Origin of the sequence: Corynebacterium uberis (genome assembly GCF_020616335.1) — a bacterium.
Classification (GTDB): Bacteria; Actinomycetota; Actinomycetes; order Mycobacteriales; family Mycobacteriaceae; genus Corynebacterium; species Corynebacterium uberis.
Genome location: NZ_CP085051.1, coordinates 1138800 through 1155299, shown reverse-complemented (window position 1 = coordinate 1155299; position 16500 = coordinate 1138800). Strand labels below are relative to the sequence as shown.

The window sequence follows — 16500 nt, the reverse complement described above, 5'->3', positions numbered from 1 at the left end:
ATGGGCCCGCGGAGAGTTGCTTATGCGTCCTCGCCGCCGGCCAGGAGTCTTCGCAATTCCTCGCCCGTCATGGGATCGCGCGCGAGAATAAAAACGGTGTCATCGCCGGCGACACACCCGACGATATCCTCAAGATCAACCCGATCAACAAAGCTGGCCAGGTACTGCCCCGCCCCCGGCGGAGTGCGCAGGACGGCGATATTCCCGGAGGAATCCGTAGACACCGCCAATTCCTGAATCATGCGCCGCAGTTTTTCCCGCGGGCCCGCCGAATCCTCCTGCGGAGAGATGGAATAAAAGGACCGCGCAGCCCGATTACGAATCTTGCGCACACCGAGTTCGTCGAGGTCCCGGGAGAGCGTGGCCTGCGTCGCCACAAAACCCTCCGGCCGCAACAACTCGGCCAAATGGGTTTGACTATAAACCTTGGTGCGCTCAAGCAGTTCCAAAATCTTGGCCTGCCGAGCCACCCGCGTCGAGGGTATCTGTGCCATGAGCTGCGTCATCCTTTCTAAGTTCCGTCTCTTCACCGTCCGCGCTTGAGCGCCGACGTCTCGCCGTCTGCGCCCGTTAGGCGGTTACGTCCTGCAACGCCTGCGCCAGGCACTCCAGACCCTGATCAACCTCTTCTTCAGTGATAACCAATGGCGGGACCAGCCGCAGCACGTTGTCCTGCGGCGCGTTGAGGATCACCGCCCTGTCCATCCCCGCGGCCACGGCAGCCTTCGCGCACGGCTTGGCAAGCACCACGCCCAGCATGAGCCCTCGGCCGCGCACCGACTCCACCACAGGGAGCTTTTCGACGCCCCGCCGCAGCTGATCGCCGCGTGCACGTACCGTAGCCAGGAAGCCATCATCCACGGTATCCAGCACCACGCCCGCCGCAGCGCACGCCACCGGGTTTCCGCCAAAGGTGGTCCCGTGATCGCCGGGGCCGAACAGCTGGGCCGCCGGTCCTGCCGCCAAGCAGGCGCCGATGGGCAGGCCGCCGCCGAGCCCCTTGGCCAAGGTCACCACGTCAGGGACAACGCCAGCTTCATGGCTGAAGGCGAAGAACTCCCCGGTACGGCCAACACCGGTTTGCACCTCATCGAGCACCATGAGCGCACCCACCTGATCGCACAGCTGGCGGATGTGGGACATGAAGCCCTCCGGCGCCGGGACCACGCCAGTTTCTCCCTGGATAGGCTCGATGATAATCGCGGCCACATCCTGCGGAGCCTGCATGACCAGCTCGGTCAGACCGGCAGCGTCGCCGTAGTCAAAGAACTCCACGCCGGCGGGCATCGGCTCAAACGGGGCCCGCTTGTCGGGCTGTCCGGTCATGGCCAGCGCCCCCATCGTCCTGCCATGGAACCCGTGCACGGCGGCGAGGATCCGCGACCGCCCCGTCTTGCGCGCGAGTTTGAAGGCCGCCTCGTTGGCCTCAGCACCGGAGTTGCAGAAGAACACGCGGGCATCCGGGCGGGGAAAACGCTCGATCAGGCCGGCTGCGGCGCGCACGACCGGGGCGGAACCCAACAGATTGGACACGTGCGTGAGCTGGAGGGTCTGCTCGTAGACCGCCTGGGCCAAGCCCTCATGACCGTAACCCAAGGAATTGACCGCAATGCCGGACAGGAAGTCGATGTAGGAGGTGCCGGCGGCGTCGATAAGCGTCGCACCGTGACCCCGCACCATCTCAACATCCGGAGTGCGGTACGTATTCATGAGCACCTGCGGCCATTGCGCAAGCGTGTGGGAGGTTTCTTTAGTGGTCATTGGGGTCATCCTTCCTAAACACCGTGCCCGCCGGATAATCGGCACGCACATAATTATCCGGCAGCACCATGGTGCCAATACCGCCCATGGTCAGCAGTTCCAAAAGCACCGAATGCGCAATACGGCCATCAATGACGTGCGCGGCATTCACGCCCGCGCGCACGGCCTCCAAACAGGCCTCCATTTTGGGAATCATCCCTGTTTCCAGCTGCGGCAGCAGGTTCGCCAAATCAGAGGCGACAATCTTGGAGACCAACGACTCCCGATCCGGCCACTTGGTAAACAAGCCTTCAACATTGGTCAAAATCAACAGGCGTTCCGCACCGAGTGCAGCAGCCAGCGCGCCCGCGGCCGTATCTGCATTGATGTTATAGATCTGCCCATCCTCACCCGGCGCAATGGTAGAAACCACCGGAATGCGGCCAGTATCAATGAGGTCCAACAATGCCGTGGCATCCACGTCGGTGATATCGCCCACCTGACCAATATCGGTGGGCTCGCCGTCAATTTCTACGATGCGCTTGGTGGCGGTAAACAGCCCGGCGTCTTCCCCGGATGTTCCCACCGCGAGCGGGCCGTGCGAATTGATCAATCCCACCAGATCTCGGCCCACCTGGCCAAAGAGCACCATGCGCACAACATCCATCACCTCCGGGGTAGTGACCCGGAAGCCGCCCTTAAAATCGCCGACCATACCCAGGCGATCGAGCATCGCCGAAATCTGTGGGCCGCCGCCGTGCACCACCACAGGCTTGGCACCCACGGTGCGCAAGAAGACCATATCGGCCGCGAAGGCGCGCTTAAGATCCTCATCAACCATGGCATTACCGCCATACTTGACCACGACAATGCGATCGTGGAAGAACTGAAGCCACGGTAGCGCATCTGCTAAAACAGCGGCCCGATCCGCGGAGGTAAGTCGGGTGACTGCGTCTGACATTTGGTAATCACCCTTTCCGGGGTGCTAGGTACTGTATGCGGAATTAATTTCCACGTAGGCGTGGGAGAGGTCCGTGGTTCTCACGGTGGCGCGGCCGGGGCGTCGCAGCCCTAAGTCAATGTCCACCGCGATCTCCGGTCCGGACAGGTCTACCTCTCTGGCTCCCGGGACCCCGGCGGAGTCACGGCACACCGGATGCCCGTTGAAGGACACGGAGATTCCCTCCGGGTCCATATCCGCCGGCGCCATCCCCACCGCCGCGAGCACCCTGCCCCAGTTCGGATCCGAACCGAACATGGCGCACTTAAATAGGTTGTCGCGCGCCACGGTGCGGGCCGCCCGCAGCGCATGGTCATCATCGGTGGTACCGGTGACGCTCACCCGTACCCGCTTGGTCACGCCTTCCGCATCGGCCTGCATGAGCGCGGCGAGCTCCTGGCAGACCTCCAGCACGGCGGCGTTCATCTGCGCTGGTGTGGCGGCCACGCCGCTGGCCCCGCTGGCCATGATGACCACGGTGTCGTTCGTCGACGTCGTGCCATCGATGTCCAACGTGTTAAACGTCTGATCGACTGCCTCCGACAATGCGGCCTGCAGTACCTGAGCGTCCACCACCGCGTCGGTGGTCAAGACGCACAGCATGGTCGCCAGAGACGGGGCCATCATGCCCACGCCCTTGGCCGCACCGCCCACGTGGAACCCGGCTGGCGCGGTGTGTGCCACGCTCTTGGCCACCGTATCTGTGGTCATAATCGCGTGGGCGAACGCCTCGCCCGCTGCTGGGGCATCATCCAACCCCGCTGTAAGCGGGCCCAGCGCCGCGGAAATACGGTCCATGGGCATCGGCTCGCCGATCAACCCCGTCGAAGCGACCGCGACCTCGTCGGCTGCGCAGCCAAGGGCCTGCGCGATGCCGCTTTGCATGCTGCGGGCATCCTCCATGCCCTGAGCACCCGTGCAGGCATTTGCGTTGCCGGAATTGATCACTACTGCCCGCACCGTGCCATCGGCCACCACATCCCGGGTGAGCTTGACCGGCGCCGCGCACACCTTGTTGCGGGTAAACACCGCGGCGGCGTCGAAACGCGGCCCACAGTTAACCACCAAGGCCAGATCGGCGGCCCCGGATTGCTTGATGCCCGCCGTGGTTGCAGCGGCCTGAAAACCAGTCGGCTGAGTAATAGACATAGCTGACGTCACTACCTTCCTCACACCGCGGTTACGGAGCCACGGCCGCGGTAGGCAGCCCGGCTGTCTCCGGGAACCCCAGCGCCAGATTCATGCACTGGATCGCCGCGCCGGCAGTGCCCTTGGTCAGGTTGTCGATGGCGGTGGTGACCAGCAGGCGGCAAGAGCCGGGATCAACCTCCACCTGGAGGTGACACATGTTGGATCCCACCACGTTCGCCGTGGCCGGCTGGACGCCGGGGGCGAGCACGTGCACGAAGGGCTCCTGAGAGTAGGCCTGGGCGTAGACCTCCCGGGCTTTCTGCGCGGTCACTGAGGCGGGGTCAGTCAGCGTGGCGGAGGCCACCGACAGGATGCCACGGGTCATGGGGGCAAGAACCGGGGTGAAAGACACCGTCACCGGTTCGGCGCAGTACTCCCCCAGGTTCTGTGCGATCTCCGGGGTGTGCCGGTGCGCACCGGCCGTGTTGTAGGCCCGAACACTGCCGATGATCTCCGAGCCGAGCATGGGCACCGAGGCCTTCTTCCCAGCCCCAGACACCCCGGTGATGGAGGTGACACTGACGGCAGGTTCAATAATGCCGGCCTGCAGCGCCGGCCCCAGGGCCAAGGTCGCTCCGGTGGGGAAACAACCGGGCACAGCAACACGGGTAGCTCCCTGGAGTTGCTCCCGGTGACCCGGCATCTCCGGGATTCCGTAGGGCCAATGCCCGGAGTAGGTTCCGCCGTAATAGGCGTCCCAGGCATCCTTGCTGGCCAGCCGGTGGTCGGCGGCGCAATCGATGACTACGGTCTTATCCGGCAGTTGTGCGGCCAGCCGGGCCGAGTGGCCGTGCGGCAGTGCGAGGAAGACAACATCAGCGTCCGCGAAGGCGGCGGCTGTAGTGTCCTGGATACGTCGTTCGGCAACCGCGGGGATGTGGGGAAGCACCTCGGATGCGCTGAGCCCGGCGCTGGAATGGGCGGTGAGAGCTCCAAGGCTCATCGTCCCATCAAGCATTGCGGGGTGGCCGAGGAGCAACCGAAGGATTTCGCCTCCGGCATAGCCGGAGGCTCCTGCGATGGCTGCCTGAAATGTCATGCCGGCAACCGTATCATTTATGCGGCAAAAAGTAAATTATGCAGCGTGTGGGCTTGGAGCGAGGAACCCAAACCCCGCCATGAACTGCACACACTCCGCTACGACGGCCGCCGTAGCATCCTCCCCTTCGATCTGCCGGACGGCCTCAGCAATTTCCTCCCGAGTAGCCGGCGTACGCCCCTGATCCACCAGAGACTCAGCAACACGAGCCTCCAGCGGCACCCGAGGAAGCAGATCAAGACCAGTGCAGGTCAGGCCAGCGGATTCGCCGCTGACCAGTTCCGGAAACAAGTGCGAAAGAAACGCGAACATGGTGCGACCCACCTACCTTCCTCAAATCGTCCTTGATACCAAAGACTAGGCGAAGTAGTGGGAGCTGTCAACTATTGGCGTTTAACTGCTAGTTACCGAGCTTGAGGCCCGTACCAGTAGCGATACCAGGCCGTTAACGTTGCGTTAACTTTATGGTCACTTTTCGGACGGGCCGGACCGACTATCCTGCCCATACCCCGCCGGTACGGCAGATTCCGCACCCGACAGGTCACCGGCATCCTCCCGCGCCACCAGCTTTTCGCGCCATCCCAGCAGCCGGGTCTTTTCCTCTTCCAGCGCAGCCAGGCGGCAGTCGATCCGCTGAATCTGCGCGGCAACCGAGTCATCCGTGTCAAAGGTCTCCACGGGGAAACCGGCGTCAAGCAGCGCCTCGTAGACGCGCACGACGTCCTGTTCATCAGGCTCCTGCTCCATGACGGCAGTCAGCGTGCCTTCCACCTGCGCCTGGTTGACGGGTTCGCCGACGCACTGCGCACGCAGCATGCTTAAGACGACGGCAATATCGTTGTCATCCAGACGCCGCCGCAGCACGTAGGCCAGGGCAGGCGTCTTATTCACGGGCACTCCCCTTGGAAAACCCTTGTGTACCCAAGCGAGCACGCGGACGAGCCAGCCCGCGTGGCGTTCTTCTGCGCGCAGCGCTTCACGCGCCGCGGCTTCTGCTGCCAGGCGCTCCCGCTCAACTTCGGCCGGGTCGGTGATGATCAGGTCACTCGGCGTGGGCAGGGCGTCTGAGCTCATCATGCCATCCCGAGCAAATTAAACCCGAAGTAGTACAGCAGGGTCTCCTTGGCCGTCCATGCCACGGCAAAGATCAGCAGCGCGGCGCAAAAGGCGAAGACCAGGTATCCCAATAGCTTCATGGCCGGGCTGGCCTCATGCACGCGGACGACGGAGCCGTCCGGGTTGTGGTGGACGTCCCCCGCCAGGCAGCGCATGCCCAGCGCGAAGAGTGCCGGGATTCCCGCCCCAAAGACCAAACCCAACGCGGCCACGTGGAAGATGGCGGTGGCCATTTCTGCACCAGTCATATTTCGTCCTTCCTTTGCACCGACAGGCGGCTAGGCGCCGACCGTGGTGCCGGCCGGGGTGGCCATGGAGTCTTGGGTGGTAATGGACTCTGAATCCGGATCCCACTCGTTGTTGACGTTACCGGCGTGGACCGGGTTCTGGCGCGACTTCCAGAAGATGTACCCGGCGGTGGCCAGCAGGATGGCGAAGGCCACGAGCACGCCAACCAAGTCGTTGGTGGCCACGGATGCGCCCTTGGCCACCCACCAGGTGACAAAGCCGGTGACTGCCGCCGCCGGCAGGGTGATCAGCCAGGCGGCTGCCATCCGCATGGCCACGCCCCACCGCACGCTGGCTCCCTTGCGTCCCAGGCCGCTGCCCAGGATCGAACCGGTGGAGACATGGGTGGTGGACAAAGCCATGCCGCCGACGGAAGAGGTCAGGATGATCGCGGCCGAAGACGCCTCCGCCGCCATGCCCTGGGGCGGGTCGATTTCCACGAGTCCCTTGCCCAGGGTGCGGATGACGCGCCATCCACCAGACAGCGTGCCGGCAGCGATGGCGACGGCACAGCACACGATGATCCACAGCGGAATGCGCTGGTCCTGCGTGGCCTGTCCCTCGGCGACGAGGGCGAGGAAGATCACGCCCATGGTCTTCTGGGCGTCGCCGGTACCGTGCGCCAGGGAGACCAGGCAGGCGGTGACAATCTGGCCGTGCCGGAAGTGCGGCGCCTTTTCTTTGTCCGACATGGTGTTGGTGATCCAGTACACCAGCGCCGTGCCACTGGAGGAGACCAGCGCGGCAATGAACGGCGAGGCGACTGCCGGGATGATGATCTTGCCCAGGATGGAGGTCCATGCCACGCCGGAGGATCCCATGGTGGCCAGCGCCGCGCCAATCAGCCCACCGAACAGGGCGTGCGAGGAGCTTGAGGGCAATCCGAGCAGCCAGGTGAAGAGGTTCCAGATGATCCCGCCGATCAGCCCGGCAAAGACGAGGAGCAACAAGGAGCGTCCATCACCATCGCCCGCCCCCGGGGAGGTCAGGTCGAAGTTCTCCAGGTTGACAATCCCCTTGGCCACTGTCGCCGCGACGTTGACTGACAGGAATGCACCCACCAGATTCAGCAATGCGGAGATCAGCACGGCGGTCTTGGGCTTGAGGGCACCGGTGGCGATGGACGTTGCCATCGCATTGGCGGTGTCGTGGAAACCATTGGTGAAATCGAACGCCAGAGCCGTGATGACGACGATGGCCAGAATGATGATGGAGGTAGTCACGAAACGATCGCTTCCTCACCTAGGCACTTGTTCACATCTTGCAGGGTACAAAACTCACCGCAGAAACTCATAACCAGCTGTCTGCAGCAGCAATACTACCCTCGAAGTTGCGCGCCGAGTCGGCGTTGTGCCAGTTCAGCGGCGGCAAGGCGGGCGGCATTCGCTTCCTCATCGGTCAAGGTGCGGTCCGGAGCGCGGAACAGCAGAGTAAAGGCCAGAGACTTGAGTCCATGTCCGAGTGTGTCCGAGCGGTAGATATCAAAGAGTTCCACGGACTCGAGTAGCTCGCCTGCGCCCTCCACGATGACGTCGCGCACCTCGCGCGCGGTGACATTTTCCGCAACAACCAGGGCAATATCCTGGTGCAATGCCGGGAACGCGGAGAGCACGGGCGCCGGAAGCGGCTCGGTGACCGGAATCGCACTGAGATCCAGTTCCATGGCGCACACGCGATCCGGCAGGTCGAGGGCCGCCACAATGCGCGGGTGCAGCTCGCCGGCGTGCCCAACAACCGTGCCGTCCACGCTCAGCTGAGCGCAGCGACCGGGGTGCCAGGGCAGCATCTCTGCAGCCGATACCTCTAGTTCCACACCCAGGGCGCGCGCCACCACCTGCGCAGATTCGATTGCATCGGCGTAGGCGTAGGCACGACCCGGACCCCACGGACCCGCAAGCTCCAGCTGGCCGCAGCCCACCGTGGCCACGTGGAGCGGCTGGCTCGGCAGGGACTCGAGCAGCTCGCTGATCTCGCTTTCCGACGGCCTGTGGGTCACCGCAGGCACCGGGCTGTGCGCGCTGCCCCCAAAGCTGACCTGCTGGAGCCCGAAGAGGCAGACGTCGCGGGTACCGCGGGACACGTTGCGTCCCACAGCTTCGAGCATCGCCGGCAGCAGGGTGCTCGCCAGCGTCGCACGATCAGTATCCAGCGGATTGCGCACGGTGACCAGCTCGCGGCGGGGATCGCTATCATCCAGGCCCCACACATCGAGCGCGTCATTGACCATGAAGGGGCTCGGCAGGATTTCTGCGTACCCGCTGTAGGCCAAAGCGTGGCCCACCCAGCGGCGGCGGCGCTGTCGCGGCGACAGGCCGCGCCCGCCGACCGGGGTGGGCAGCACCAGCGGGATGTCCTCCAGCCCCTCGAGGCGCAGGACCTCTTCCACGAGATCAGCATCCATGGTCAGGTCCGGGCGCCACGACGGCGCGGTGACCGTCAGGGTGTCGTCATCGCCCACCTCGACCGTGCAGCCGACCTCACGAAGTCGCGCGACCACGGTTTCGGTGGAATAGTCCACGCCCGCGATGGCGCCGACGCGGCTGGCCGGCATGATGATGGGCTCGCGGGTGGGGACCCCACCGACGACGGTGCGCTGCTCGGCGATCGTGCCACCGGCAATGTCAACGAGCAGCTGGCAGGCCATGTTCAGCGCCTGCTCAACGGCCGCCGGGTCGACGCCGCGCTCAAAGCGCCGCGAGGATTCGGAGCTGAGCTTGTGGCGCCTGCTCGTGCGTGCCACCGTGATGGGATCCCAGGTCGCCGCCTCGAAGTACACGTCGGTGGTCTGTGCGCTCACGCCCGAGTCCTCGCCACCCATGACTCCTGCCAAGGAGAGCACGCCGCGCTCATCGGCAACCACCACATCCTCGCCGTCGAGCTTGCGGGTCTCATGGTCGAGGCAAGTCAGCTGCTCTCCGGGGGCTGCCCGCCGCACGGAGATCGCGCCGTGGACCTGTGCGGCGTCGAAGGCATGCATGGGCTGGCCCAGCATGAACATCACGTAGTTGGTCACGTCCGTGGCGGCATTAACGGGACGGGCGCCAAACGCCATGAGCTCGCGCTGCATCCAAAACGGCGACTGCGCCTGGGGGTCGATGCCGCTGACGCGAGCCAACGCAAAGCGCACGGCTTTGGTCTCCGGATCCACGGAGACGTCGATAAGCTCTTGGCGCTCGGGCTCAGTGGGCGCGGAGACGGGGTCCACAAAGGTGAGGTCAAAGGCTGAAGCGATCTCGCGGGTCAGGCCGCGGGCGCTGAGCGCGTAGCCGCGGTCCGGGGTGACGTTGACGTCAAAAATCGTGTCATCTAGCCCCAGCAGCTCGCGGGCGTCCGTACCCGGGGCCTGCGCGCAGTCCGTACCCAGGTTGATAATCCCGCTCGTCTGCTTTGCCGTAAGCCCCAGCTCCGCCGCCGAACAGATCATGCCCTGCGAGACGTGGTCGTAGGTCTTGCGCGCGGCAATGGCAAACCCGCCGGGCAGGACCGCCCCGGGGAGGCTGACCACCACAAAGTCGCCCTCGGCAAAGTTGCGCGCCCCGCAGATGATCTCCTGGGGCTCGCCGTTACCGTTGGCCTGCCCCACATCGACGTGGCAGAAGCGGATCGGCTTTTTAAACCCGGTCAGCTCCTCAATGTTCACGACCTTTCCAACAACCAGCGGGCCGGTGGTCTCTTCGATATCGGCGTAGCCTTCGGTTTCAAAGCCCACGCGGACAAAACCCGCGTCTAAGGAGGGGGAATCGATGCTCCAGCCCGGATTGGTGGCGGCCAGCTGGGAGATGATGAGTTTCTGGGAAATCAGCACGGGAAGCGCTCTCCTTGGAGTATTAGCGTGAAAAAAGTGGGTTGACTGGCTGGCTTAGGCCTGAATTCCAAAGGGCACCGTAAAGCGGACATCGCCTTCGACCATGTCGCGCATATCGGTCAGCCCATTGCGGAACTGCAGGGTGCGCTCGAGCCCCATGCCGAAGGCAAAGCCCGAATACTCCTCCGGGTCAACGCCGACCGCGCGCAACACGTTGGGGTTGACCATGCCGCAGCCGCCCCACTCGATCCAGCCCGCCCCGCCCTTCTTGTTGGGGAACCACACGTCCACCTCAGCGGACGGCTCGGTGAAGGGGAAGTAGTTGACCCGCATCCGGGTGGTGGTCTCCGGGCCGAAGAGCACCTTGGCCAGGTGGTCCAGCGTGCCGCGCAGGTGCGCCATGGTCAGCCCGCGATCCACCGCCAGGCCTTCTACCTGGTGGAAGACGGGGGTGTGCGTCGCGTCGAGTTCGTCGCTGCGGAACACCCGGCCGGGGCAGGCGATGTAGAGCGGCACCTCGCGGGAGAGCATGGTGCGCACCTGAACCGGGGAGGTGTGGGTCCGCATAACCTGATGGGAGCCGTCCTGCCCGATGTAGAAGGTGTCCTGGAGCGTGCGCGCGGGATGATCGGGGATGAAGTTCAGGGCATCAAAGTTGAAGTATTCGGCTTCAATCTCCGGGCCTTCAGCGATCTCCCAGCCCATGGCCACGAAGATGTCCGCGATGGACTCGCTCAGCGTGGTAATCGGGTGCAACGCGCCGCGCTGGCCGCGGGCGGTGGGCACCGTGACGTCGACAGTCTCCGCCTGCAAAATCTCCGCGTTGCGGCGTTCCTCCAGCTCCTGGTGCGCCGCGGCGTAGGCCTTTTCCACGCGCCCGCGCGCCATGTTGACACGCCGCCCCGCGTCCTTTCGCTGGTCCTTTGGCAAGCTGCCCAGCTGGCGGCGCGCCTGGGGAATCGGCGCAGCGTCGCCCAGGTGTGCCTTGCGCGCCTGGGCCAAGGCTTCTAAATCTGCGGCGGCAGCAAAGGCACTGACGGCCTCGTCTGCGGCGGCGTTGAGCGCTGACTCAGTAAGCGCGATGGGATTGTCAGACACGGTGGGCAGGCCTTTCTTCAACACTGGTGCTTTTCGCTGAAAATGCGTAGGTAGTAGCTCATTGTATCGGCGCCGCCGCGCCGCCTTACTCAGACTCCCCAGATCCTTGCCGCTGCGCGGCGCGGGCCTGCGCCCGGGAGGATTCGTAGAGGCATATCGACGCCGCCGTGGCAAGGTTGAGCGATTCCGCACGGCCGCGCATGGGGATGGACACCGTAGTATCCGCCTGCGCCAGGATCTCCGGGTCCAAGCCGTGCGCCTCATTGCCAAAAAGCCAGGCGTGCGGGCGGGCGAGGAGCTCTTCCGCCTCGTCGAGACTGACCTGCCCCGAGGCGGTGGTAGCCAGGAGGGTCAGGCCGCGCCCGCGCAGACTGTCCAGGACACGGTGGGTATTGCGCTCCCGCGCGACCGGGATATGGAAAACCGAGCCCGCGGTGGCCCGGGTGACCTTGCCCGCCAGCGGATCCACGGTGTCGCCCGCAAAGATCACGGAGTCTGCGCCCACGGCATCGGCCACGCGCACCAGGGTGCCTGCATTCCCGGGCTCGCGGACCTCCACGGGTACTGCCACCAGCTGCGGGCGGCCCTTGAGCACCTGCGCCACCGGCCAGGTCACCGGCTCACACACGGCGAAAATCCCAGGCGAGGTCACCGTCTCAGCCAGCGCGCGGGCGGCATCGTCGGAGATAGGGTGCACATACACGTTAAGATATCCGGCAGACCGGACGATGTCCTCATAGCGCTGCGCGGCCTGCTGGGTGACAAAGACATCGCGGGCCGCCCCCGTGGCCACCGCGGCCTCCACGCAGTTTTCCCCCTCGACGAGGAAGGCTTTCGCTTTCCGACGCCCCGCGCTGCGGTGCAGCTTTGCTGCCGCAACAATGCGTGGGGTGCGCTGCGTAAAGGGCGTCGAGAAGTCAAGATCCATACAGGCCAAACTAGCAGCAGGCCGCAACCCGGCAGGAAGTGCCCCGCTAGCGCAAGGGGATGCCTAGATTATCGTGCCCGTAGTTTCCTGAACGCGTAAGAATCATGATGAACTCGACGAACACCCACACGAAAAGTGCGAAAAGCAACAGCCCGCCGACAAAGACAAGCGTGGATATCCACCCCACGATGAGCAACACCAACTGCCCTATTCCCCGGCCGGTGTACCCCAGGTAGAAGTTGTGCAGGCCCAGCCCCCCGAGGAACAAGCAGAGCAGCGCCGCGGCAATCCAGGACTTGGCTTGGAGGACCAGCGGTCCCTGCTGCCAGGAGTTCGCCCCATACGGCGGGTTCGCACCATAGGGTGCGCCCGCTGCGTAGGGTGCGCCAGCCCCGTAGGGGGCACTCGCTCCATACGGTGCGCTCGGACCGTACGGTGAGCCCTCCCCGTAGGACCCGCTGTAGGGTGCAGAGTTCGGGTTGGCGGCACCGGTGCCATAGGCCGGCCCGCTGCCATACGCGTGCGAACCCGGCTGTGGGCTACCGGTACCCCCTGGGAAAGCCTGCGTATTGGAGCTATCGGACGGAGTTGCCCCCCAGGTATCGCCGCCATACCCCGGGTAGGGAACCTCTCCCCCAGTGGATTCGCGATAGGGATTCGAATCGGTCATTGATGGCGCCTCCTGAGGGGAGATAGTCCGAGCATCTGGCTGACGTCTACCCTACTATGCACGACCCATGCCAGGCAGAAAATACATAAATCCCCGCTACCCACGCGGCGATGCGGGGAAGCGGGGACGATAGCTAGGCAATCAGGCAATCGCGCTGACTTCTAGCCAGGCAGTGCCACTTAGGCAGCCTTGGGGGCGTTGACGTCCTCCGGCAGAGCGGCCTTGGCCTGCTCGCAGATGGCGGAGAAGGTGTCAAAGTCATTGACCGCCAGCTCGGCGAGGATCTTGCGGTCAACCTCGATCTCGGCGAGACGCAGGCCCTGGATGAGGCGGTTGTACGTGATGCCGTTCATGCGGGCGGCAGCGTTGATGCGCTGGATCCACAGCTTCCGGAACTCGCTCTTACGAGCGCGACGATCCCGGTAGGCGTAGGTCATGGAGTGCAGCCACTGCTCCTTGGCCTTCCGGTACAGGCGAGAGCGCTGCCCGCGGTAGCCCTTGGCAGAATTGAGAATGGCGCGACGCTTCTTCTTGGCGTTAACGGACCGCTTGACACGTGCCACGGTGATACTTCCTTAACGTTTTATATGAGGGAATGGAGAGTGCAAATCTGTCAGTCAGCGTGCGGGAGGCGACGTCCCTGCACGCACAACCGCAGTTAGGCCTTACCCAGCAGGCGCTTGACGCGCTTGGTATCAGCCTTGGCCACATCGACGGTGCCCTTCAGGCGGCGGGTGCGGGTGGAGGGCTTGCTCTCCAGCAGGTGACGGCGGCCGGCCTGCTCACGGCGCAGCTTGCCGGAACCGGTAACCTTCACGCGCTTGGCCATGCCCTTGTGGGTCTTCTGCTTCATGGATGAATCCTTACAATCCCTGTTTGATGGTTTCTTGTTACTTCTTGCCCTTGTGGACGGGACCAAGCACCATAGTCATATTCCGACCGTCCTGCTTGGGCTTGGTCTCCACCACGCCGTACTCAGCCACGTCTTGAGCCAGGCGATCGAGGAGTCTGAATCCCAGCTCCGGGCGGGACTGCTCCCGGCCCCGGAACATGATGGTCACCTTGACCTTCGAACCCTTTTCGAGGAAGCGGACAACGTTGCCCTTCTTCGTCTCATAATCATGGTTGTCGATCTTCGGACGGAACTTCTGTTCCTTGACCACAGTCTGCTGTTGGTTGCGGCGCGACTCGCGGGCCTTCTGGGCCTGCTCGTAGCGGTATTTGCCGTAATCCATGATCTTGCAGACAGGAGGCTTGGCCTTGGGGGCAACCTCCACCAGATCAAGATCCGCGTCATAGGCCAGCTTGCGGGCGTCTTCGGTGCGGACGATGCCGACCTGTTCGCCGCTCGGGCCGACGAGTCGGACCTCTGGAACTCTGATCCGCTCATTGATGCGGGCTTCAGCGCTGATGAGTACTCCTCAAGTAGCAAGGTAAATAGTGTGTGCGTACCGGCCCTGCCGCGGCCGCATTCATGAAGCCTCCCCCACATACCTCGGCGGGCGTCCCACTGTGATTCGGCCGCGGTGGGCAAAGAAAAACCTGCGTGACGCTCAGCGCCCGCAGGAGTCATCTACGCTGCCACACCACAACGAACAGTTGAGATGTACCACGAGGACCCGTATCCAGTTACCTGTGCTGGTAACGGCATGGGGTGGGATGGACTCCACTTGCGGCCCAGCGTGCGACGGAAGGGATGACCCAATCCGCGCTCTGGGCGGTAGTGCAGATGAGATTAACACCCCGCGGCCTAAGGCGCAACTTCTTGGGCTCCCCCATCCGGCTCGCCGGCGCCAGGGTTGGCAGACACTGCCCCTTGAGCAGGCGAAGCCGCGCCTTGACTAGCCGGGCCGCCCGCACCCTCCTGGGCCGCGCCGACCGGCGGGTCCGGGGCCTCCACCACGTCTTGTGCGGGATTGTTCGGCCGGGCTTCCGCAGCGGGAGCTGCGGCACCTTCCGGGGACTGCCCAGCTTCCGTGGTGGCCTCCCGATGCGCGGGCTCCGAGTCCGTGGCGGCGTCCTCATCAGACTGGGTAAGCACCGGCGCGGGCTCGGTGCGCTCCGGGCGCTGCGGGACGTGTGGCTGCGGGCACACCTGTGGGATGACGATCTTGCCCTGGGTGCGAATCTGTTCAAAGCCTCGCGCGAGGTCATCTAACGCGGCGCGCCCGGAGCGCTCCAGCTCCTCGACCTCACGGTCTCCGCTGGGCCCCTGCGTGGTCCCCGGGTCTGCGAATATTGCCACGCCGATGCCGTCGATGACACCCATCTGGCGGGTGGTAAAGCGGCCATCGTCATCGTCTCCCCAGCCGCCCTTGAACGCCATGGTCTCAATGACGCCCAGCCCATAGCGGTGCTCCTGAGTGATATCGGACATGTAGTCCAGCACGTCCGCTGCCTCCGCAAGACACGGCAGGTGGGAGACAAAGCTCGCCTGGCGCGCCAGCGGCCAGGTGGTCTGCCCGAACTCCTCCTGGGACAGGTCCGCCAGCGTGGTCTGGTCATCGCCACCGGAGCGCAGCACCTGTTCCACCGCCTCCGGGGCAGAGCCGTTGGTGGACAGGGTGTTCCACAGTTCGGTGGCGGCATCATTATCGGAGATGGTGATGGCGGCATCCACCGTGGTCGGATCCGCGGTGTGCGCACGGTAGGCGGCTACCGCGATGGGCACCTTGATGGTTGACCACGCGGGTCCCACCGCGGAATCCCCGGCTTCGACCACCCTGTCCCCGGAGGTCACGGCTATGCCCACCGGCATGCGGTGGCGCGCTTGCACCTCCTCGACGAGATCACGCAGGAGATGTTGGAGGTCCGCATCGGCCGGCCGGAATTGCTCCATCGTGGGGGACGGCGCAGGGGTTGCGGGCTCGTGGTGGTCGCCGCAGGCCGCAAGGAAGGGCGCCAGCAGGGCGCAACAAGGTATCGCCACCGCGGCTGTGGCAGCCCGCGGTGTCCAACGGGGCGTCATTAGTGAGCGCCCCCGCCCCGCTGAAGCACCACTACCGCATTGTTGCCGCCCGTGCACCGCACCACACCCGGGATATGGGCGTCTTTGATGCAGGTCATCTCATATTTCTGGCCTGTCACCGGGCTTTCCACCTTCTTGGTGCCTTCATGGCCCCGGAACTGCTTGGCCACCGCTTGGGCGAACCCGCAGGAGGTGACCTCAGAGTCCCGGTAGACGGCATAGCTTCCCTGCTTGCCGCACTGCTCGAGGAAGCCGACCTGCTCAGCAGTACTGCTGGGCGTCGAGGTGGGTTCCGTGGTCGGCTCGGTGGTCGGCGACTCCGGGGTGGTGTGCGCGGCGGAGGAGGCAGGAGCGCTGCTGGTGGCGGGGGCCGCCGGGGTCGTCGCCGGCGCCAGGCTGGTGGCCGTGGACGTCACACCGGCGGCCGGGGAGTTTTCATGCCCGGTGGTGGGGCGCAGGAAGATGTTGTACACGCCGACGCCCAGCAGCAGCGCTGCCACCACCAGTGCGATGAGGATCCCCAGCGCAGGCCATAGTCCGCGGACGCCCCGCGTGCGCTCCGGCTCTTCTCCGTCCACCTCGACCGTAGGGAAGGTGGCGGTATCAGCGAAGGGGTCAGTCATGGGGTCCGGCGTCCTCGCATTTCACAGAATTCTT

At 64.6% G+C, this 16500-nt stretch carries 18 protein-coding genes; all 18 read right to left on the bottom strand.

What is annotated here, in order from left to right; all coding sequences use genetic code 11:
- Positions 1 to 20: 20 nt before the first annotated feature.
- Positions 21 to 494 carry an arginine repressor gene (locus LH390_RS05390; RefSeq protein WP_249214533.1) on the bottom strand — a complete coding sequence of 158 codons (474 nt, stop codon included), beginning with the start codon at positions 492 to 494 and terminating at the stop codon, positions 21 to 23.
- A gap of 76 nt (positions 495 to 570) precedes the next feature.
- On the bottom strand, positions 571 to 1761 hold the full coding sequence (locus tag LH390_RS05385) for an acetylornithine transaminase (protein ID WP_227282267.1): 1191 nt from the start codon (positions 1759 to 1761) through the stop codon (positions 571 to 573).
- Positions 1751 to 2701 carry an acetylglutamate kinase gene (gene argB / locus LH390_RS05380; RefSeq protein WP_227282268.1) on the bottom strand — a complete coding sequence of 317 codons (951 nt, stop codon included), beginning with the start codon at positions 2699 to 2701 and terminating at the stop codon, positions 1751 to 1753. Before argB ends, LH390_RS05385 begins: the two co-directional genes overlap by 11 nt.
- Positions 2702 to 2725: 24 nt before the next feature.
- The gene (gene argJ, locus LH390_RS05375) at positions 2726 to 3889 is read right to left on the bottom strand and encodes a bifunctional glutamate N-acetyltransferase/amino-acid acetyltransferase ArgJ (RefSeq protein ID WP_227282269.1); all 1164 of its coding nucleotides are present in this window, start codon (positions 3887 to 3889) and stop codon (positions 2726 to 2728) included.
- 31 nt (positions 3890 to 3920) lie between these two features.
- Positions 3921 to 4970, bottom strand: coding sequence for an N-acetyl-gamma-glutamyl-phosphate reductase (argC, locus tag LH390_RS05370; RefSeq protein ID WP_227324401.1), 1050 nt, complete (start codon positions 4968 to 4970; stop codon positions 3921 to 3923).
- A gap of 36 nt (positions 4971 to 5006) precedes the next feature.
- A complete protein-coding gene (locus LH390_RS05365) occupies positions 5007 to 5282 on the bottom strand; it encodes a hypothetical protein (protein WP_227282271.1) in 276 nt (91 codons plus the stop codon).
- 156 nt (positions 5283 to 5438) lie between these two features.
- Positions 5439 to 6047 carry a DUF3349 domain-containing protein gene (locus tag LH390_RS05360; RefSeq protein ID WP_227282272.1) on the bottom strand — a complete coding sequence of 203 codons (609 nt, stop codon included), beginning with the start codon at positions 6045 to 6047 and terminating at the stop codon, positions 5439 to 5441.
- Entirely contained in the window at positions 6044 to 6334 is a 291-nt protein-coding gene (locus LH390_RS05355; protein WP_227282273.1) for a hypothetical protein, read from the bottom strand. The genes LH390_RS05360 and LH390_RS05355 overlap by 4 nt, the downstream gene beginning before the upstream one ends.
- A gap of 30 nt (positions 6335 to 6364) precedes the next feature.
- A complete protein-coding gene (locus tag LH390_RS05350; RefSeq protein ID WP_227282274.1) occupies positions 6365 to 7597 on the bottom strand; it encodes an inorganic phosphate transporter in 1233 nt (410 codons plus the stop codon).
- Between the two features lie 95 nt (positions 7598 to 7692).
- Positions 7693 to 10179 (bottom strand): phenylalanine--tRNA ligase subunit beta, encoded by a 2487-nt coding sequence (gene pheT / locus LH390_RS05345; protein WP_227282275.1) that lies wholly within the window; start codon positions 10177 to 10179, stop codon positions 7693 to 7695.
- A 54-nt stretch (positions 10180 to 10233) separates the two neighbouring features.
- The gene (gene pheS, locus LH390_RS05340; protein WP_227324400.1) at positions 10234 to 11277 is read right to left on the bottom strand and encodes a phenylalanine--tRNA ligase subunit alpha; all 1044 of its coding nucleotides are present in this window, start codon (positions 11275 to 11277) and stop codon (positions 10234 to 10236) included.
- A gap of 85 nt (positions 11278 to 11362) precedes the next feature.
- Positions 11363 to 12205: a TrmH family RNA methyltransferase gene (locus tag LH390_RS05335; protein ID WP_227324399.1), complete on the bottom strand. Its 843-nt coding sequence runs from the start codon at positions 12203 to 12205 to the stop codon at positions 11363 to 11365.
- Between the two features lie 46 nt (positions 12206 to 12251).
- Entirely contained in the window at positions 12252 to 12875 is a 624-nt protein-coding gene (locus LH390_RS11575) for an NINE protein (protein ID WP_269961647.1), read from the bottom strand.
- Between the two features lie 179 nt (positions 12876 to 13054).
- Complete coding sequence (gene rplT, locus LH390_RS05320; protein WP_227282278.1) at positions 13055 to 13438, bottom strand: 50S ribosomal protein L20; 384 nt, start codon at positions 13436 to 13438, stop codon at positions 13055 to 13057.
- Positions 13439 to 13533: 95 nt separating this feature from the next.
- Positions 13534 to 13728, bottom strand: coding sequence for a 50S ribosomal protein L35 (gene rpmI / locus LH390_RS05315; protein ID WP_227282279.1), 195 nt, complete (start codon positions 13726 to 13728; stop codon positions 13534 to 13536).
- Between the two features lie 37 nt (positions 13729 to 13765).
- Positions 13766 to 14287, bottom strand: a complete 522-nt coding sequence (gene infC / locus LH390_RS05310; RefSeq protein WP_227282615.1) for a translation initiation factor IF-3 — start codon at positions 14285 to 14287, stop codon at positions 13766 to 13768.
- 338 nt (positions 14288 to 14625) lie between these two features.
- Positions 14626 to 15804, bottom strand: a complete 1179-nt coding sequence (locus LH390_RS05305; protein ID WP_227282280.1) for a serine hydrolase — start codon at positions 15802 to 15804, stop codon at positions 14626 to 14628.
- Between the two features lie 38 nt (positions 15805 to 15842).
- Positions 15843 to 16466: a hypothetical protein gene (locus tag LH390_RS05300; RefSeq protein ID WP_227282281.1), complete on the bottom strand. Its 624-nt coding sequence runs from the start codon at positions 16464 to 16466 to the stop codon at positions 15843 to 15845.
- Positions 16467 to 16500: the final 34 nt, after the last annotated feature.